Source organism: Cupriavidus sp. IDO (assembly GCF_000812465.1).
Lineage (GTDB): Bacteria > Pseudomonadota > Gammaproteobacteria > Burkholderiales > Burkholderiaceae > Cupriavidus.
In genome coordinates, this window is the sequence record NZ_JWMA01000055.1 from 16,673 (window position 1) to 35,682 (window position 19,010).

At 66.7% G+C, this 19,010-nt stretch carries 19 protein-coding genes; all 19 read right to left on the minus strand.

From position 1 onward, the window contains the following. Nucleotides 1–42: 42 nt before the first annotated feature. The gene (locus RM96_RS17395) at nucleotides 43–861 is read right to left on the minus strand and encodes a LytR/AlgR family response regulator transcription factor (RefSeq protein ID WP_039012347.1); all 819 of its coding nucleotides are present in this window, start codon (nucleotides 859–861) and stop codon (nucleotides 43–45) included. 83 nt (nucleotides 862–944) lie between these two features. Next, nucleotides 945–2,117 carry a sensor histidine kinase gene (locus RM96_RS17400; RefSeq protein WP_039012348.1) on the minus strand — a complete coding sequence of 391 codons (1,173 nt, stop codon included), beginning with the start codon at nucleotides 2,115–2,117 and terminating at the stop codon, nucleotides 945–947. Between the two features lie 72 nt (nucleotides 2,118–2,189). Then, the gene (locus RM96_RS17405; protein WP_039012349.1) at nucleotides 2,190–2,573 is read right to left on the minus strand and encodes a terminase; all 384 of its coding nucleotides are present in this window, start codon (nucleotides 2,571–2,573) and stop codon (nucleotides 2,190–2,192) included. 65 nt (nucleotides 2,574–2,638) lie between these two features. Further along, nucleotides 2,639–2,824: a LiaI-LiaF-like domain-containing protein gene (locus tag RM96_RS17410; protein WP_039012624.1), complete on the minus strand. Its 186-nt coding sequence runs from the start codon at nucleotides 2,822–2,824 to the stop codon at nucleotides 2,639–2,641. 227 nt (nucleotides 2,825–3,051) lie between these two features. Next, complete coding sequence (locus tag RM96_RS17415) at nucleotides 3,052–3,999, minus strand: CysB family HTH-type transcriptional regulator (protein ID WP_039012351.1); 948 nt, start codon at nucleotides 3,997–3,999, stop codon at nucleotides 3,052–3,054. Then, complete coding sequence (locus RM96_RS17420) at nucleotides 3,996–5,126, minus strand: sulfate/molybdate ABC transporter ATP-binding protein (protein WP_039012352.1); 1,131 nt, start codon at nucleotides 5,124–5,126, stop codon at nucleotides 3,996–3,998. Before RM96_RS17420 ends, RM96_RS17415 begins: the two co-directional genes overlap by 4 nt. Further along, the gene (gene cysW / locus RM96_RS17425) at nucleotides 5,123–6,052 is read right to left on the minus strand and encodes a sulfate ABC transporter permease subunit CysW (RefSeq protein ID WP_039012353.1); all 930 of its coding nucleotides are present in this window, start codon (nucleotides 6,050–6,052) and stop codon (nucleotides 5,123–5,125) included. Before cysW ends, RM96_RS17420 begins: the two co-directional genes overlap by 4 nt. A 1-nt stretch (nucleotide 6,053) precedes the next feature. Next, nucleotides 6,054–7,013, minus strand: coding sequence for a sulfate ABC transporter permease subunit CysT (gene cysT / locus RM96_RS17430; protein WP_039012355.1), 960 nt, complete (start codon nucleotides 7,011–7,013; stop codon nucleotides 6,054–6,056). 161 nt (nucleotides 7,014–7,174) lie between these two features. After that, the gene (locus RM96_RS17435; protein ID WP_039012356.1) at nucleotides 7,175–7,852 is read right to left on the minus strand and encodes an RBBP9/YdeN family alpha/beta hydrolase; all 678 of its coding nucleotides are present in this window, start codon (nucleotides 7,850–7,852) and stop codon (nucleotides 7,175–7,177) included. Beyond that, the gene (locus RM96_RS17440) at nucleotides 7,849–8,730 is read right to left on the minus strand and encodes an EAL domain-containing protein (RefSeq protein ID WP_039012357.1); all 882 of its coding nucleotides are present in this window, start codon (nucleotides 8,728–8,730) and stop codon (nucleotides 7,849–7,851) included. Before RM96_RS17440 ends, RM96_RS17435 begins: the two co-directional genes overlap by 4 nt. Before the next feature lie 78 nt (nucleotides 8,731–8,808). Beyond that, entirely contained in the window at nucleotides 8,809–9,024 is a 216-nt protein-coding gene (locus RM96_RS17445) for a TOBE domain-containing protein (RefSeq protein ID WP_011298135.1), read from the minus strand. A gap of 95 nt (nucleotides 9,025–9,119) precedes the next feature. Then, on the minus strand, nucleotides 9,120–10,046 hold the full coding sequence (locus RM96_RS17450; protein WP_039012363.1) for an ATP-binding cassette domain-containing protein: 927 nt from the start codon (nucleotides 10,044–10,046) through the stop codon (nucleotides 9,120–9,122). A 24-nt stretch (nucleotides 10,047–10,070) separates the two neighbouring features. Further along, the gene (ssuC, locus tag RM96_RS17455) at nucleotides 10,071–10,874 is read right to left on the minus strand and encodes an aliphatic sulfonate ABC transporter permease SsuC (RefSeq protein ID WP_039012364.1); all 804 of its coding nucleotides are present in this window, start codon (nucleotides 10,872–10,874) and stop codon (nucleotides 10,071–10,073) included. Nucleotides 10,875–10,884: 10 nt separating this feature from the next. Continuing rightward, a complete protein-coding gene (ssuD, locus tag RM96_RS17460) occupies nucleotides 10,885–12,048 on the minus strand; it encodes an FMNH2-dependent alkanesulfonate monooxygenase (protein ID WP_039012366.1) in 1,164 nt (387 codons plus the stop codon). 36 nt (nucleotides 12,049–12,084) lie between these two features. After that, nucleotides 12,085–13,140, minus strand: coding sequence for a sulfonate ABC transporter substrate-binding protein (locus tag RM96_RS17465; RefSeq protein WP_082016584.1), 1,056 nt, complete (start codon nucleotides 13,138–13,140; stop codon nucleotides 12,085–12,087). 186 nt (nucleotides 13,141–13,326) lie between these two features. After that, entirely contained in the window at nucleotides 13,327–13,935 is a 609-nt protein-coding gene (ssuE, locus tag RM96_RS17470) for an NADPH-dependent FMN reductase (RefSeq protein WP_039012368.1), read from the minus strand. Between the two features lie 64 nt (nucleotides 13,936–13,999). Further along, a complete protein-coding gene (locus tag RM96_RS17475) occupies nucleotides 14,000–15,004 on the minus strand; it encodes a sulfate ABC transporter substrate-binding protein (protein ID WP_039012370.1) in 1,005 nt (334 codons plus the stop codon). Between the two features lie 440 nt (nucleotides 15,005–15,444). Further along, nucleotides 15,445–15,996, minus strand: coding sequence for a ferritin-like domain-containing protein (locus RM96_RS17480; protein ID WP_039012371.1), 552 nt, complete (start codon nucleotides 15,994–15,996; stop codon nucleotides 15,445–15,447). 283 nt (nucleotides 15,997–16,279) lie between these two features. Further along, nucleotides 16,280–18,868 carry an ATP-dependent chaperone ClpB gene (gene clpB, locus RM96_RS17485; RefSeq protein WP_039012372.1) on the minus strand — a complete coding sequence of 863 codons (2,589 nt, stop codon included), beginning with the start codon at nucleotides 18,866–18,868 and terminating at the stop codon, nucleotides 16,280–16,282. Nucleotides 18,869–19,010 lie beyond the last annotated feature (142 nt).

Here is a 19,010-nt window from a genome sequence, read left to right on the forward strand (position 1 = left end):
GGTGCCGTCCACGCCGCAATCTGTGCGACATGGCGCCGGATGTCACATCTGCTTGAAAAGATGCGCGTACTGGCGCGCCACCGGCAGCGACTCGGGCCGGTCGCGCAGGCGCAGCGACAGCCGCCCCAGCGACTGGTTGACCGCGCTGGCCACGCAGGAGATGTTGACCACCGTGCCGCGATGGATCTGCCAGAACCGCTCCGGATCGAGCTGCTGGATCAGTTCGCGCAGGCTGGTGCGGATCAGCGCCTCGCCACTGGCCGAGACCACGTTGACGTACTTGTCGGTGGCCTCGAGGTAGATCACTTCGTCCACCGGGATGATGCGCACTTCCTGCCCGACCAGCGCCTTGATAAAGCGCAGGTACTGGCCGCGCTGGCCCGGCGCGCCGCGTTCCGGCGTGGCGTTTTCCAGCGATTCGAGGCGGGTCAGCAGTTGCGCCAACCGGTCGTTGTCCAGTTGCGCCGCAGCCGGCTCGTCTTCCGCCATCACCGCCAGCCGGGCCTTCAGGCGGTTGACCGTGGCCTCCAGCCGCTCGTGCTGCACCGGCTTGAGCACATAGTCGACCGCTGCCCGCTCGAAGGCCTCCAGCGCAAACTGGTCGTAGGCGGTCACGAAAACCACCAGCGGCGGCGGATCGAACTCGATCAGCTCGCGCGCCACGTCCATGCCGCTCATGCCGGGCATGCGGATGTCGAGGAACGCCACGAGCGGCTGGTGCTCACGGGCGGCTTCCAGTGCCGCCACGCCGTCGTGCACCACCGAGACGATCTTTGACTCAGGCCAGAGGGCCGTCAGTTCGGTCTGCAGCACGCGGGCCAGGAGCACTTCATCATCGGCGATCAGGATGGTCGGGGTCATGGGAGACGAGTCGGGGGCCAGGTCTGGTGGGATGACGGGAAGTCCGGGCACGTCCGCTGGCGCGCCCGGCAACCATCAGGTATTCAGGGGCGCTGCATGGCCGGGGTGGAGACCGCGGGCGTGCCGTGGTGTGCCGTGCCAGCGGGCGCAGTTGCCGGGGCCGGCGCTTCCGCCTGCCGCGTGACCGGCAGCGTCAGGCGCACCACCACGCCGCGCGGCGCATTTTCCTCCATCTGCATGGAGGCAGCGGCGCCGAAGATCCGCGCCAGCCGCTCGCGCACGTGGGTGATGCCAAGGCCGGAACCCTTGCCCGAGCCATGGCCGACGCCTACGCCGGTATCGGAAATGGTGACCTGCACGGCGTTGTCGCCAATGGCCCGCGCCGACAGCGTGATATGGCCGCCCCGCATACAGGGCTCGATGCCGTGCGTGACGGCATTTTCCACCAGCGGCTGGATCAGCATGGGCGGGATCTCCACGCCAGCCAGGGCGGGCGGCAGGTCGATCTCGAAGCCGAGGCGCGTGCCAAAGCGCATGCACTGGATCTCCAGGTAGCTGCGCAGCAGCTCGAACTCCTGCCGCAGCGTGCACTGCTCGGCGCGCGTATGGGCCAGCGACATGCGCAGGAAGCCGATCAGGCGCTGCAGCAGCTGGCGCGCCGCGCGCGGATCGGTGGCGATCAGGCCGTCCAGGTTGGCCAGCGAGTTGAACAGGAAGTGGGGTTCGATCTGGGCCTGCAGCGCCATCAGCTGCGCGCGCACGAGCTGCTTTTCGGCTTCTTCGCGCTGCAGGGCATCGAGAGCGGCCTGCCGCTCCAGGTAAGCCAGCTTCTCCCGCGACCAGTAGAAATAGATCATGCTGGCCGACGCCAGCATGCCGACCACCAGGCACATGCGCAGCATGTCGCCGGTTTCGGCGGACAGCTTTGGCGGCAGGTTCAGCACCACGCGCGTGGCCCAACTGCCCAGCACCACACCCATCGGCACCGCTGCCACGGCCAGGCACAGGAACGGCCAGCGGCGCGGGCGGTCGTTCCACCAGATCAGCACGCGGGGGATATCGATCAGGATCCAGATCGACAGGCCGATCAGCTGGCTGTAGACGAAGTTGTGCCAGAACGTGCCGCCGGTCTGGAAGCCGTAGTTCAGGCTCACCGCGATCACGGTGTTCATGCAGAGCACGAACAGCAGGTCCCGGCCGAGGATCGACAGGCGGGAAGGAATGGCGGTTGAGAGACAGCGGTTCATGGCGTTCATGTTAGCTTGGCCTGCGCCGGGTGCAATGGGGGTAAGTCGGAAGGCTCGCGCACGGGTGTGACGGCTCCGCCGTCAGCCACCCGGACCCGGTCCTTGTCCGCTACCCTGCACACGCCCGGTCAGCGCCGACCACCACTGGCCGGACAGCACATAGCGCGGAAAGGTGATCCATTGCTCGGCCAGGATGCGGCCAAGGATATCGGCCGGCCCGGCAAAGGGCTCGGGCGCCACGGCCTCGAGCCGGTGCCCGCGGCCCTGCAGCGCCATCGACATGCCCATGCAGACCAGCCCGAGCACGCCAGCGGGCAGGCTCAGGCGCAGCACACCATAGACACACAGCAGCGTGCCGGCCATGAACATCGGCACGGCCACGATATGCAGCAGCAGGTTGCGGGGATGCTGGTGATTGCGGCCATAGCCGCGCCACTGCCAGCGCAGCAGCGGTTCGTCGCGCATTGTTGTCTCCTTGGGCGGCTGGCCCGGCGGGCGCCGCAGAAGTATCGGTGCCGTGGGACCTGGGACTAGTGGCGGCGGAAGGCCAGGCGACGCAACAACAGCACGGCGCCCGCAATCAGCAGCAGCACCGGCCACCACTCATGCGCGAAATGATGTGGCAACAGGCCACGGTTCTGTAGGAGGAACACGCCTCCCACCAAAATCAGGAATACCGGGACAAACAGCCCCCGGCCGCTGCGGCCAGTCCTCATGGTCTCCCTCCCTCGCTGGTGGCTGCCGTGCGCAATATTTGCTGCGCTGCGGCGGTCGCCATTGACGATGCCAATGCACATCGTCCGGCACGTGCAGGGACTTTACGCCTCACAGTGGCGGGAAGAAAGATTCTTGCGACGAACGGTGCACGCAGGGCGCGAACAGCACCGCGCGCGGGCCGGACAGCGGCAAAGTGGCGTCCGGCCCGCCTGGCGACGCTTGCAGCTCAGGCCGCGATGGCCTGTTTGACGTCCGCTTCGGTCAGCGCGCTGGTGACCGTGTCGCGCGACAGATGCGGGGCGAACATATTGATGAAGGCGTGCGCATAGCCGCGCAGGTAGGCACCGCGGCGCACGGCCACGCTGGTGGTGTTGGGCTCGAACAGGTGATCGGCCGAAATGCGCACCAGCCCGGAATCCTTGCGCTCGTCATAAGCCATCGACGCAATGATCCCCACGCCCAGCTCCAGCTCGGCGTAGGTCTTGATCACGTCGGCGTCCAGCGCGGTCAGCACGATTTCCGGCTGCAGCCCGGCTTCGGCAAAGGCGCTGTCGATCTTGCGGCGGCCGGTGAAGCCGGCGTCATAGGTAATAATCTGGAAGCCGGCCACGTCTTCGAGCGTCGGCTCGGGCAGGCGCGTCAGCGGATGGTCGGGCGAGACCACCAGCACGTGCTGCCAGCTGTAGGCTTCGAACGAGGTCAGCCCGGCCTCGCTCGCCAGTGCTTCGGTGGCGATGCCGATGTCGGCCTGGCCGGTCAGCAGCAGCTCGACGATATGCGTCGGCGATGCCTCCTGCAGCGCCAGCGTCACATGCGGAAATTCGCGGCGGAAGGACTGCACGACTTTGGGCAAGGCGTAGCGCGCCTGCGTGTGGGTGGTGGCGATCGTCAACCGGCCGGTGTGGCGGCCAGCGTACTCGTCGCCGGCCTGGCGCAGGTTTTCGGCTTCGAGCAGCAGGCGCTCGACGATGCGCACGATCTCGCGGCCCGGCTCGGTCAGCCCGGTCAGGCGCTTGCCATAGCGCTCGAAGATTTCCACGCCGAGCTCTTCCTCCAGCTCGCGGATCTGGCGCGAGACGCCGGGCTGCGAGGTGTAAAGGGCATTGGCCACCTCGGTCAGGTTGAACTGGCGGCGCACCGCCTCGCGGATGGATCGGAGTTGCTGGAAGTTCATGGTGCCGCCTTTTCTTGTTGGGTTGCCGCGGTGCCGGTGGCACGCGGCTGAGTGTTCGGTTGCGTGAACACGCGCAGCTGGCGCGGACGCACGGCAAGCAGCTCGCCTTCGCGGAAGCCTGCGTGGCGGAAGCGTTCCAGCGGCAAAGCCACCTCGATCACATCCTGGTTGTCTTCGCGTTCCAGTTCGAGCTGCGCGACCGGGCCCAGCGTCAGCGCGCGGCGCAGCGTGACGGCAATGCCGTCCGCGCCCGGCGCATAGCGCTCGAGGTCCAGGTCGTGCGGACGGACATAGGCGACCGCATCGCCGGCGGTCTCGTGGCCGCTGCCGATCACCGGCAGCACGGCCTCGCCGGTATGCAGCAGCCCGCCGCTTTCGCCCACTTCCAGCCGGCCGTGGAACAGGTTGACGTTGCCGAGGAAGCCGAATACGAACGGCGTGGCCGGATGGTTGTAAACCGCCTCGGGCGAGCCGAACTGCTCCACGCGGCCGCGGTTCATCAGCACCACCTGGTCGGCCACTTCGAGCGCCTCTTCCTGGTCGTGCGTGACGAACACGCTGGTCACGTGCAGCTCATCGTGCAGGCGGCGCAGCCAGCGGCGCAGTTCCTTTCGCACCTTGGCATCGAGCGCGCCGAACGGCTCGTCCAGCAGCAGCACGCGCGGCTCCACCGCAAGCGCGCGGGCCAGTGCGATGCGCTGGCGCTGGCCGCCCGACAGCTGCGACGGATAGCGGTCAGCCAGCCAGTCCAGCTGCACCAGTTCGAGCAGCGAGCGCACCTTCTCGTGGATCTGCGCTTCGCCCGGACGTTCGCCGCGCGGCTTCACGCGCAGGCCGAAAGCCACGTTCTCGAACACGCTCATGTGCTTGAACAATGCATAGTGCTGGAACACGAAGCCCACTTGGCGCTGGCGCACGTGCTGCTGCGAGGCGTCACGGCCGGCCAGCACGATCTGTCCGGCATCGGCACGCTCCAGGCCAGCGATGATGCGCAGCAGCGTGGTCTTGCCGCAGCCCGACGGCCCCAGCAGCGCGGTCAGCTCGCCTTCGTCGAAGTCCAGCGAGACATTGTCCAGCGCGACGAAATCGCCAAAGCGCTTCTCTACGTTCTTGACCTGAATGCTCATGATGCCTGTCCTTGCAGTGTTGCCAGCGGCCGCTCGACGGCGACGTCTTCGTGTTCCTTGCGGGCGCGGAATTCCACCAGCGTCTTGATGCCGAGGGTCACCAGCGCCAGCAGGGTCAGCAGCGAGGCCACCGCGAAAGCTGCCGCGAAGTTGTACTCGTTGTAGAGAATTTCCACATGCAGCGGCATGGTGTTGGTCAGCCCGCGGATATGGCCCGACACCACCGACACCGCGCCGAACTCGCCCATCGCCCGTGCGTTACACAGGATCACGCCATACAGCAGGCCCCAGCGGATGTTGGGCAGCGTGATATGGCGGAAGGTCTGCCAGCCCGAGGCACCCAGCACGATGGCGGCCTCTTCCTCCTCGCTGCCCTGCGCCTGCATCAGCGGGATCAGCTCGCGCGCCACGAAGGGAAAGGTCACGAAGATGGTCGCCAGCACGATGCCTGGCACCGCGAACATGATCTTGATGTCGTGCGCTTCCAGCCACGGCCCGAACCAGCCCTGCGCGCCGAACAGCAGCACGTAGACCAGGCCGGAGATCACCGGCGACACCGAGAACGGCAGGTCGATCAGCGTGATCAGCAGGTTCTTGCCGCGAAAGTCGAACTTGGCGATGGCCCAGGCCGCCGCCACGCCGAACACCACATTCAGCGGCACCGCGATCGCCGCCACCGTCAGCGTGAGCTGGATGGCCGACAAGGCGTCCGGCTCGATGAGCGCTTCCCAGTAGGTCTGCACGCCCTTGCGCAGCGCCTCGTAAAAGACGGAGGCCAGCGGCACGAACAGGAACAGCGACAGGAACAGCACGGCCACGGTGATCAGCGTGTAGCGCACCCATGGCACCTCACCGGTGGCGTCGAAAGTGTGATGGGCCCTGGCCGGAGGTTGTCCGCCTAGCCGGCGCGAAACTGCGCCTGCCATGTCAGAACTCCTTGCCCGTGGCGGGCGCTTCAAGTGCCAGGCCGGCACGCGCGCCCGACTGGTGGTGGCGTGTCCAGGCCTGCAACAGGTTGATCAGCAGCAACAGCGCGAAGGAGATCACCAGCATCACCACCGCCACGGCGGTAGCGCCGGCGTAGTCGTATTGCTCCAGCTTGGAATAGATCATCAGCGGCGCGATCTCGGAGACCATCGGCATGTTGCCGGAGATGAAGACCACCGAGCCGTACTCGCCCGTCGCCCGTGCGAACGACAGCGCAAAGCCCGTCAGCAGCGCCGGCAGGACGGCCGGCAGGATCACGCGGATGAAGGTCTGCAGCCGGGTTGCGCCCAGGCTGGCTGCGGCCTCTTCCAGCTCCTGCTCCACATCTTCCAGCACCGGCTGCACCGTGCGCACCACGAACGGCAGGCCGATGAAGGTCAGCGCCACCACCACGCCCAGCGGCGTGAATGCGACCTTGATGCCGAGCGGCTCCAGGTAGCGGCCGATCCAGCCGTTGCCGGCGAACAGCGCGGTCAGCGCAATGCCGGCCACTGCGGTCGGCAGCGCGAACGGCAGGTCCACCAGCGCATCGATCAGGCGCTTGCCCGGAAAGCGGTAGCGCACCAGCACCCACGCCACCACCAGGCCGAATGCCGTATTGATCAGCGCCGCGATCAGCGATGCGCCAAAGCTCAGTTCAAGGGAAGCCACCACGCGCGGCGCCGTCACCGCAACCCAGAAGGCCTCCCACGTCATCGTGAACGTCTTCAGGAACGTGGCCGACAGCGGGATCAGGACGATCAGCGTCAGGTAGAACAGCGTGAAGCCCAGCGACAGGCCAAAGCCCGGCAGCACGGTAAAGCGCTGGCTGGTCTTGCCGGCCGGCGTGCGCCGGCTGGCGCGCGGCGCTTCCGGCGTTGCCGGTGGCGGTGTTTCCGCCCGGGAAATAGAGGGTGGCATGTCGTCTCGTCTGTCATCGGCCCGCCACCACCAGAGACAAAACACCGGCGCTGCGTGGGGGCTTCTTATGAAACCGGCGCATATTGCGCCGGCCTACGAGACAAATTCTGCAGATGCGCCCTTATAAACAGAACGAATCTTTACGAATTTTCTTAGACGTTTTAGATATAAGGGACGGCAGATGCGACTTCGACGCCAGCCTCCCAAGGGCCGATTCCGTCACCTGCGGTCTCAGAACTGCCTTCAGACTCGATCCGCTGGATAAGTGTGGCAAGCATGGCGAGGCCTTCAGGCCACTCGCCCAGCCCGGAATCGGCATTGATGTGCCCCACGTTGCCCGCATCGACCAGTTCGCTGCCCCACAGGGTGCCCCAGCTGAACGCCGTGCGCTGGGACATCCATGGATCGTTGCGGCTCGCCACCAATATCGTCGGGAACGGCAACCGATAGGCGGGCAGCAGGCTGCCGACGGCAAACTTGTCCGGATCAGCGGGCGCCACCAGCAAGGCGCCGGCAATTCCGGCAGGATCGAGTGCAGCCTGCCGCAGCGATGCCAGGCAGCCGAAGCTGTGCGCGACCAGCACCGCGCCGCGATGCGCCACGCGCTGGGCCCGCATCACGCCTTCGGACACCCGCTCCGCCCACAGCGGCAGGCTCGGGCGCGACCAGTCGTGCTGCTCGATGCGCTGCCAGTCCGGGAACCGGTGCTCCCAGCGGCTTTGCCAGTGGCCCGGCCCGCTGCCGTGCAGCCCCGGCACGGTCAGCACCTGCAAACACTTCGGGACCGCCAGCCGCGCCAGCGGCTCGTGCTCGCTGGCAGGCTTGATCGACTGCGTCATATCGGCTCCTCGTTCAGTTCCCCTCTTCTTGTTCCGGATACAGCATGTTCCGTGCCCGCGCTGGCATTCCAGTGCCTCAAGCCGGCCGGGCTGACCCGCGCGCCCGCAAAGGCGCCCTGCCCCAGCACGATGCCGGCGGCCTGCAGCCGCTCGATGCTCAGCGCGTCCTGCAGGCGGCGCCCGATCAGCGTCACGCCGGCATTGGCCGCGCTGGCGCGCAGGCCGGCCAGTTGGCGGTCGGTCCAGGTGCGCCGCATGTCGAGCTTGAGCCAGTCCGGCAGCGCATGCGCCATCAGCGCGCCAGCCTCGGCCGGGTCCGATGCCTGCAGGCTCACCGCAAACCCGTTGCGGCGATAGTTGCCGACCACGTGCAGCAGCAGTGGCAGGTCATCATTGGCGCTGGCCGGCACCTGGATCACGAAGCGTTCCAGCGGCAAGCCCAGCGACTGCAAGGCGCGCCGGAAGGCCGCGCCGTGATCGTCGGCCACCGCCGCCAGCAGGCGGTTGTGCACGTTGAGCACCAGCTTGTGGCTGCCTTCCGAGGCGAAGTAGTTGATAGCGTGGACCAGCCGCGAGAGGCGATCCAGCGAGACCAGCGAGGCATCGTCCGCCGCCATCGCGAACAGCTTCCATGCGGCCAGGCCCACGCCGTCCTCGGCATAGGTGTGGATGGCACCTTCATGCGCGACCACCTCGCGGTCGGCAAGCGTCACCAGCGGCTCGAACGCGCTGGTCAGCGAACAGTTGAAGAACTGGCCCTGCACCTGCCCGCGCGCATCCCGCCACAATTGCCGGTCAGCCAGAGGCTTGCGCGGCAGCGTTTCAAGATAGCGTTCGAGCGCGCTCAGTCCGGTTCCGGTTTCGTTCGCGCCTGCCATGGTGATTCCTTCTGTCATAGGTATGGACGTCAAGGGCGCGGGATGCCGGCATTGTGTCGCCGGCAGGTCCCTGCCCGCTTACAGCTTGGCGATCGACACCTCGGTGGCCTTCACCAGCGCCACGACTTCGCTGCCCAGCGTGAGGCCGAGATCGCGGATCGAGCGCGTGGTGATGACCGAGGTGACAATGCCGGCCGGCGTTTCCACGTCCACTTCGGAAACCACCGGGCCTTCGATGATGGCGGCGACCTTGCCGCGGAACTGGTTGCGTACGTTGATGGCCTGAATGCTCATGATAGAAGCTCCTTTCGTGATGGCGTATGAAGATTCGGTAATGACGATCTGCGGGTCTCCCGCAGTGCACCCGCCCCTGCCAGGGCAGGCGGTTGCTACACTGCCCAGCGCACGGATTCGACGGTGCGAATCAGCGACCAGTCGGCCGTGGGCGCCTGCTCTTGCACATGGAGATCGACGTCTCCATTGCGCTCCGCTTGCGTCGGGTGCTGCATCACCCGCCGCAATACGGTGTCCTCAAGCTGCGCGAAGGCTGCCGAGCCACGCTGGCGCGGGCGCGGCAATGCCACCCGCTCATCCATCGCGATGCAGCCGTCTTCGATCAGCACGATGCGATCGGCCAGCGCCACGGCCTCAGACACATCGTGCGTGACCAGCAGCGCCGTGAAGCCGAGACGGCGCCACAGCGATTCGATCAGCCCCTGCATTTCGATGCGCGTAAGTGCATCGAGCGCCCCCAGCGGTTCGTCGAGCAGCAGCAGGCGCGGGCGATGCACCAGGGCGCGGGCGAGCGCCACGCGTTGCCGTTGGCCCCCTGAGAGGCGCGCCGGCCACGCCTGTGCGCGCTCGGCCAGGCCGACCTGCGCGAGCACGGCCGCGGCTTCGGCGCGGCGTTCGCGCGGCAGGCCCAGCGCGACGTTGTCGAGCACCCGCTTCCACGGCAGCAGCCTGGCGTCCTGGAACATCACGCGAATGTCCTGCCGCTGCGCGCGGCCGGCCTGCGCATCGAGCGTGACCGCGCCTTCGTCGGCAGGCTCCAGCCCGGCCACCAGCCGCAGCAGCGTGCTCTTGCCGCAGCCGCTGCGGCCGACGATGGCGACGAATTCGCCGGGCACGGCGTGCAGGTCCACGCCGTGCAGCACTTCGCGTCCGTCGTAGCGCTTGACCACCTGTTGCACGTTGAGCGCAACGCCACCAGGCGCTGCCGTTTCAACGCGTGGATCGGGCTGCGTCGAATGGCTTCGGGCAAGCCCTGCGTCCAGCAGCGCCAGCGCCGCCTGTTCCACCGGATTGCTTTGCATGGGGATTCCTTCGCGAATAGTGGGTCAGGCGGACTGGTAGCCCGGATGCCAGCGCAGCCAGTAGCGTTCCAGCCCGCGCGACAGCAGGTCGGCCAGCTTGCCCAGCAGCGCATAGAGCAGGATGCCGACCAGCACCACATCGGTCTGCAGGAATTCGCGCGCATTCATGGTCATGTAGCCGATGCCCGACTGCGCCGAGATGGTCTCCGCCACGATCAGGATCACCCACATCAGGCCCAGCGAAAACCGCACGCCGACCAGGATGCCGGGCAGCGCGCCGGGCAGGATCACCTCGCGGTACAGCCGCCAGCCGGACAGGCCGTAGCTGCGCGCCATCTCGACCAGGCTGGGATCGACCGAGCGGATGCCGTGATAGGTATTCAGATAGACCGGGAAGAACACGCCGAGCGAAACCAGGAAGAGCTTGGCGGTCTCGTCGATGCCGAACCACAGGATCACCAGCGGGATCAGCGCCAGCGGCGGGATGTTGCGCACCATCTGCAGCGTGCTGTCGAGCAGCGTGGCCGCGGAACGGAACGTGCCGGTCAGCAGCCCCAGCAGCAGGCCCAGGCCGCCGCCGATGGCGAAGCCGGCCAGTGCGCGCCAGGTGCTGACCCAGACGTGCGTCCACAATTCGCCCGAGACCGCTAGGCTCCAGGCCGCCTGCAGAACTGCCAGCGGTGCCGGCAGGACACGGCTCGACAGCCAGCCGTAATGGGAGGCCGCCTGCCATACGAAGATCAGCAGGACGGGAACGATCCACGGCGCCAGCGCATGCGCCAGCGCATGCCGGTCATGACCCGGGATGGGAGTCTTCGGAGCAGACATGGCGTTGTCCTCAACTCTGCGACGCGCGCGGCACGATGCCAGTCGCCATCACTTCGCCGAACGGCCCCGACAGCACCTTGCCAGGCAGCTTGTCGCGCACCGAGCGCGGCAGCAGCGGGAACACCAGTTCGGCGAAGCGGTAGGCCTCTTCCAGGTGCGGGTAGCCGGACAGCACGAAGGTGTCGATCCCCAGTTCCGAGTACTCGCGTATGCGCTCGGCCACGGTATGTGGATCGCCTACCAGCGCCGTGCCGGCGCCGCCACGCACGAGACCCACGCCGGCCCACAGGTTGGGGCTGATCTCCAGCGCCTCGCGCGTACGCCGCGCGCCGCCTGCGTGCAGCGCGGCCATGCGGCGCTGCCCTTCCGAATCCATTTTCGCGAAGACCGCCTGCGCCCGGGCCACGGTCTCGTCGTCGAGCCGGCTGATCAGGTCGTCGGCGGCAGCCCAGGCAGCGGCCTCGGTCTCGCGCACGATCACGTGCAGGCGAATGCCGAACTTCACCGTGCGGCCGTGGCGCGCGGCATGCCGGCGCACGTCATCCAGCTTCTGCGCCACGTCGGCCGGCGGCTCGCCCCAGGTCAGGTAGGTATCGACCTGCTCGCCCGCCAGCTCGTGCGCCACCGCCGACGAGCCGCCGAAGTACACCGGCGGATGCGGACGCTGCAACGGCGGATACAGCACGCGAGCGCCCTTGACCCTGAGATGCCGGCCTTCGTAGTCCAGCTCCGCATTGTCGTGGCTGGCGGCCAGCACCTCGCGCCAGATCCGGATGAACTCCGCCGAGGCCTCGTAGCGCGCAGCGTGATCGAGGAACAGGCCATCGCCTTCCAGCTCAGCCTGATCGCCACCGGTTACCAGGTTGACCAGCAGCCGCCCGCCGGAGATCCGGTCGAAAGTGGCGGCCATGCGTGCAGCCAGCGTGGGCGCCATCAGGCCTGGGCGCACTGCCACGAGGAAGCGCAGGCGACGGGTCACTGCCGCCAGCGCGGATGCCACCACCCAGGGGTCTTCGCAGGAGCGGCCAGTAGGAATGAGTACGCCTTCGTAGCCGAGCGTGTCGGCGGCGACGGCCACCTGCTTCAGGTAGTCGAAACTGACCTCGCGCGCGCCTTCGGAGGTGCCGAGGTAGCGGCTGTCGCCGTGGGTGGGGATGAACCAGAAGACTTGCATGTCGTTGCCTCGCGTTGTGATGGGGGAACGCCGGATTTATCGCTGCGCCTCCTGCCAGCTGGCGTCGGCGACGCGAATCGGCTTCGGAATCAGCTTGAGCGTGTGGAAGACGTCGGCAATGCGCTGCTGCTCGGCCAGAACTTCAGCGCTCACCGGACGCGCACCGTACGAGAAGCGCGACACGGCCAGGTCCAGCACGGCGGGTTCCAGCCCCACTTCGCGGGTCAGCACGCTGGCCGCTTCCTTCGGGTTCTTCTCGGCCCACGCGCCCAGCGCGGCGAGTTCATCGAGAATGAGCTTCACGGTCTGCGGCCTGGCCTGCGCATAGGGTCGCGAGGCCAGGTAGAACTGATGGTTGCTGACGACGTTCTTGCCATCGGCGCCGCGGCCATCGGCCAGCACGCGCGCGCCCAGCTGCTTCTCGGCGGCGGCCAGGAACGGATCCCAGATCACCCATGCGTCAACCGCGCCGCGCTCGAAGGCGGCGCGCGCATCGGCCGGCGGCAGGTAGACCGGCTGGATCTCGCTGTAGGGGATGCCGGCCTTCTCCAGCTGGCGCACCAGAAGGTAATGCACGTTCGAGCCCTTGTTCAGCGCCACGCGCTTGCCGCGCAGGTCGGCCACGGACTTGATCGCCGAGCCCTTGGGCACCACGATGGCTTCCGCCGTCGGCGCGGGCGGTTCATTGCCGATATAGGCCAGCTGCGCGCCGGCCGCTTGCGCAAAGATCGGAGGCGCTTCACCCACGGTGCCGAAGTCGATGGCGCCGACGTTGAGGCCCTCCAGCAGCTGCGGGCCGGCCGGGAACTCGGTCCATTTGACGGTGATGCCTTCGGGCGCCAGCCGCTTTTCGAGCGTGCCGCGTGCCTTGAGCAGCGTCAGCGTGCCGTACTTCTGGTAACCGATGCGCAGCACCTTAGGGTTGATGGTCTGCGACTGCGCTTCGGCACGGCCGGTGACCAGGCCATAGGCGAGCCCGGTGGCGGCCACCAGCGCAGCAATGATCAGGCGGCGACGGCGCTGGCCGGTCAACGGCGCGAAGCGGGTATCAGCGGGTTGGCCATTGGCCGAAGACAGGATGGGCGATGTCATGCGATTTCCTCCGGGGCCGGAACCAGTCCGGCGTGGTGTTCTGAAATTCGGGAGCGTGGCCGGGCAATGCCGGCCGGCAAGGGTGTGCGACGGCAACAGTCATCCCTGCCGACCCGCTTCGCGGGTGGCACGGGGTCAGCGTTGCCGCTGGTGCGCCGGGACGGCCCGGCGCCACGTCCATTCAGTTCAGGCGGAACATCGCTCGGCCACAGCGACTGCGCTCTGCACGAATGCGCCGGGCAGGACGTCGAGGGGTACTTCAATGCGCGAATGCGCCAGCGCGTCGCGCACGCGCAGCACACCCTCGTCCAGGCGGGCCGCCAGGGCGGCGTCGAAGCGCACTTCGCGGGTATCGGAGACTTCGATCTGCTGATCGACGGCAAAGATGCCGGGCAGGATCTGGCGCGAGCCGAGCGCCGAGAGGACCGGCCGCAGCGCGTAGTCGATGGCCAGCGCATGCGCCAGGCTGCCGCCGGTGGCGATCGGCAGCACGACCTTGTCGCGCAGGCCGGTTTGCGGCAGGAGATCCAGGAATGCCTTGAGCAGGCCGCTGTATGCGGCCTTGTAGACCGGCGTGGCCAGCACGACCACCTTGGCATCGGCCACGGCACGCGTGGCCGCGGCGATGGCGGGATCATCCACCCGCGCGGCCAGCAGCGGGCCGGCGGGCAATTCGCGCAAGTCCATATGGCCGGTGCGCTCGCCGGCGGCTTCCAGCACGGCACGCAGGTGCGCAAGCAGATGCGCGGAACGGGACTGGGCCGACGGGCTGCCGGACAGGGTCAGGATGGACATCGGGCTTCCTTCTTTTTGGTGGCCGGGACGGTGCCGGCCTGGAGCCAGCCCGTCCGTCTTGTGCTTACTTCTTGCCGGGCTGGTAGATCTGGTCGAACGAGCCGCCATCGGCAAAGTGCGCCTTCTGTGCCTTCTGCCAGCCGCCAAATGCTTCATCGATGGTGAACAGCTTCACCTTCGGGAAGTTCGCCGCGTACTTCGCAGCCACCTTCGCGGAGATCGGACGGTAGTAGTTCTTCGCGGCGATTTCCTGGCCTTCGTCGGTGTACAGGAACTGCAGGTAGGCCTCGGCCGCCTTGCGCGTGCCCTTCTTGTCGACCACCTTGTCGACCACGGCGACCGGCGGCTCGGCCAGGATCGACACCGACGGCGCGACGATGTCGAACTTGTCCGGACCCAGCTCCTTGATGGCGAGGATGGCTTCGTTCTCCCAGGCGATCAGCACATCGCCCAGGCCACGCTCGACAAAGGTCGTCGTGGCGCCGCGAGCGCCGGAATCGAGCACAGGCACGTGCTTGAGCAGCTCGCCGACGAACTCGCGCGCCTTGGCGTCATTGCCGCCCGGCTGGCGCAGCGCGTAGCCCCACGCGGCCAGGTAGTTCCAGCGGGCGCCGCCCGAGGTCTTGGGATTGGGGGTGATCACCTGCACGCCCGGCTTGACGAGGTCGTTCCAGTCCTTGATGCCCTTGGGGTTGCCCTTGCGCACGAGGAACACGATGGTGGAGGTGTACGGCGAGGCGTTGTGCGGCAGGCGCTTCTGCCAGTCGGGCTTGAGCAGGCCCTTCTCGGCAATGGCGTCGATGTCGTAGCCCAGGGCCAGCGTCACCACGTCCGCATCGAGGCCGTCGATCACCGAGCGTGCCTGCTTGCCCGAGCCACCGTGCGACTGGCGCACCGTCACGGCGTCGCCGCCCTGCGCCTTCCAGGCCTTGGCAAACGCGGCGTTCACATCGACGTACAGCTCGCGCGTGGGGTCGTACGAAACGTTCAGCAGATTGGTGGCGAAGGCGCTCTGCGCGGCGCCGATCGCACTCAGTACAGCAAGGCCGATGGCCAGCTTGCGAATCATCTTGTATTGCTCCCGTCAGGTGTCGTGAATGAGCGCCGGAGCGCTTCGTTTGCCTGCCCGCCTTTTTCTGGCGGGCTTCTGTCAGGAGCAAGACTACCGAGGGGGCTATCTGAACGGAACGAATGCTTTCGCCGATCCTTGCATGTTTTCCGCATAAGATCGGGCGGAAATATGCACATGCCGGCAGCACCGCGGCCGATGGCGCAAAAGCGGTGCTTCCTGCACGCCCTGAACGAGGCGCACAAAAGAAAACGCCCGCGCCGTTTGACCGGCGCGGGCGAAGTTTCCATTCTGGAAACGGGTAGACAAGTCATGAAGAGCGCCCCCGCATCTCCATGACAGGATGGATGTTATCGGCACGCCGGCGGCCGCGGGTTGATCAAGGTCAATTGCAGGGCTATCGGATCCGCGGGACGAGAGCAGGCTCGGATGCGTAGCGCTCAGCCGCCCTCCTTCCCGGATTGCCGGCTGAGCAGGTCGGCCATTTCGTCCGCGTGCTCCTCTTCCACCGCGAGGATGTCTTCCATCATGCGGCGCGAGGTCGGGTCACGCTCACCCAGGAACTGGATGATCTCCCGATAGCTGTCGATGGCGATGCGCTCGGCGACCAGGTCTTCCTTGATCATTTCGGTCAGCGTAGTCCCCTCCATATACTCCGAGTGGGAGCGGCCGCTCAGGCCACCTGGCGCAAAGTCGGGCGCGCCGCCGAGCTGCACGATGCGCTCGGCGATCTGGTCGGCATGGGCTTGTTCTTCGTTGGAGTGCGCGAGGAACTCATCGGCCACGCTTTTCGAGTTCGGGCCCTTGGCCATGAAGTAGTGGCGGCGATAGCGCAGCACGCAAACCAGTTCGGTGGCCAGCGCATCGTTGAGCAGCTTCAGCACGGTATCGCGCTCCGCGGCATAGCCAGCGGTCACCGCGCCGTCGTCGATATGCTTGCGGGCGCGCTCGCGCAGCGTCTTGACGTCTGTGAGGAAAGGCTTGTCGGTCATGGATTGGCTCCTGTGGGGATGGGCTGCGGACGGTGCAGCGCATTGCAAGGAAACTCAGCCCTTCCGCAACGCGAAAAGTGTGCCACTCGGCGTCCGGAGCGGAAACTGCGGCCTGGCAACGCCCGTCAGTATCCTGGCCGGCGTACCGTCTTGAAAAATTTGCACGGCCCGCGACCGCCTTACACGCAATGCGTGGTCACAGGACGAAAAAAAACCCCACGCTTTCGCGCAGGGGTTTTCAGGGTGCAGACCGGCAGCCCGCCAAGGGCCGCCGGGTCTTCACTTAGTGCACTACCCGCCCGAAGGTGAACTCGCCGTCGACGTAGTCCACCGGCACCACATCCTTCGCGGCGAACTTGCCTTCGAGGATGGAGCGTGCCACCGGGTTCTCGATCTGCTGCTGGATCGCACGCTTGAGCGGGCGCGCGCCAAACACCGGGTCGTAGCCTGCGCTGGCGATCTTCTCCAGCGCCGCCTCGCTCACTTCCAGCGTCATGTCCATGCGGGCCAGGCGGGACTGCAGGCGTTGCAGCTGGATGCGTGCGATCGACTCGATATGCTTCTGGTCAAGCGCGTGGAACACCACCACTTCGTCGATCCGGTTCAGGAACTCAGGCCGGAAATGCGTACGCACTTCCTGCCAGACCGCGCCCTTCACCGCTTCCTGCGGCTCGCCCACCATCGACTGGATGATCTGCGACCCGAGGTTGGACGTCATCACGATGACCGTGTTCTTGAAGTCCACCGTACGGCCCTGGCCATCGGTCAGGCGGCCGTCGTCCAGCACCTGCAGCAGCACGTTGAAGACATCCGGGTGGGCCTTCTCGACTTCGTCGAGCAGCACCACGCTGTACGGCTTGCGGCGCACGGCTTCGGTCAGGTAGCCGCCTTCCTCATAGCCGACATATCCGGGCGGCGCGCCGATCAGGCGGCTGACGCTGTGCTTCTCCATGAACTCGCTCATATCGATGCGGATGAGATGCTCTTCCGAATCGAACATGAACTCGGCCAGTGCCTTGCACAGCTCGGTCTTGCCGACGCCGGTCGGGCCCAGGAACAGGAACGAGCCATATGGCTTGTTCTCGTCCGCCAGCCCGGCACGCGAACGGCGGATGGCGTCGGACACCAGCCGCACGGCCTCGTCCTGGCCCACCACGCGTGCGTGCAGCCGGTCTTCCATCTTCAGCAGCTTCTCGCGCTCGCCCTGCATCATCTTCGACACAGGAATGCCGGTCGCGCGGCTCACCACTTCGGCGATTTCCTCGGCGCCAACCTGCGTGCGCAGCAGCTTGTTGGGCTGCTTCTGCTCGCTGGCTTCCGCATCGGTCGCGGCCTTCAGTTTGCCCTCCAGGCCGGGCAGCTTGCCGTATTGCAGCTCGGCCACCTTGTCCAGCTTGCCTTCGCGCTGCAGCTTAGCGATTTCCAGCTTGATCTTGTCGATCTCTTCCTTGAGCGCGGCGGTGCCCTGCGCGGCGCCCTTCTCGGCCTTCCAGATCTCGTCGAGGTCGGCGTACTCCTTCTCCAGGCGCGTGATCTCCTGCTCGATCAGCTCCAGGCGCTTCATCGACGCTTCGTCGGTCTCCTTCTTGACCGCTTCGCGCTCGATCTTTAGCTGGATGGTGCGGCGCTCGAGCTTGTCCATCGACTCCGGCTTGGAGTCGATTTCCATCTTGATGCGCGCGCCTGCCTCGTCGATCAGGTCGATCGCCTTGTCGGGCAGGAAGCGGTCGGTAATATAGCGGTGCGACAGCTCCGCCGCGGCGACGATGGCCGGGTCGGTGATCTCCACGCCGTGGTGCAGTTCATACTTCTCCTGCAAGCCGCGCAGGATGGCGATCGTGGCCTCCACGCTTGGCTCGTCGACCAGCACCTTCTGGAAGCGGCGCTCCAGCGCGGCGTCCTTCTCGATGTACTTGCGGTACTCGTCCAGCGTGGTCGCGCCGATGCAGTGCAGCTCGCCGCGCGCCAGCGCGGGCTTGAGCATATTGCCCGCGTCGATCGCGCCCTCGGCCTTGCCGGCACCGACCATGGTGTGGATCTCGTCGATAAAGACGATGGTCTGGCCTTCGTCCTTGGCGATGTCGTTCAGCACGGCCTTCAGGCGTTCCTCGAACTCGCCGCGGTACTTGGCGCCGGCCAGCAGGCCGGCCATGTCCAGCACCAGCACGCGCTTGTTCTTCAGGCTCTCGGGCACTTCGCCGTTGACGATGCGCTGGGCCAGGCCTTCCACGATGGCGGTCTTGCCCACGCCCGGTTCGCCGATCAGCACCGGGTTGTTCTTGGTGCGGCGCTGCAGGATCTGGATGGCGCGGCGGATTTCGTCGTCGCGGCCGATCACCGGGTCGAGCTTGCCGATGCGGGCGCGCTCGGTCAGGTCGACGGTGTACTTCTTGAGTGCCTCGCGCTGCGTTTCGGCTTCGGCGCTGTTGACCGATTCACCACCGCGCACGGCCAGGATGGCCGCTTCCAGCGACTTGCGGTTGAGGCCGTTCTCGCGCGCGATGCGGCCGGCTTCGCCCTTGTCCTCGGACACGGCGAGCAGGAACAGCTCGCTGGCGATGAACTGGTCGCCGCGCTTGATGGCTTCCTTCTCGGTAGCGTTGAGCAGATTCACCAGGTCGCGGCCGATCTGGACCTCGCTGGTGCCCTGCACTTGCGGCAGCCGCTTGATGGCGGCGTCGAGCGCCGTCTGCAGGCCCTGCACGTTCACGCCGGCGCGCGACAGCAGCGCCTTGGCGGCGCCATCGTCCTGCGCCAGCAGGGCGCGCAGCAGGTGCTGCGGTTCGATGTATTGGTTATCGTTGCCCAGCGCCAGGCTCTGCGCATCGGCGAGCGCTTCCTGGAACCGGGTAGTCAGTTTGTCAAGACGCATTGGGAACTCTCTCTCGGAAAGGTGTCCTGATGCGAGGGATGGCTTGGGTCCGCCATGGTTGCCGGACCGTACCTGGATGCCCTGCCGGACACTGGATGTCTTTCCGAAAGATAAGGCTTTGTCGTGACATTTCAAGGCCGCA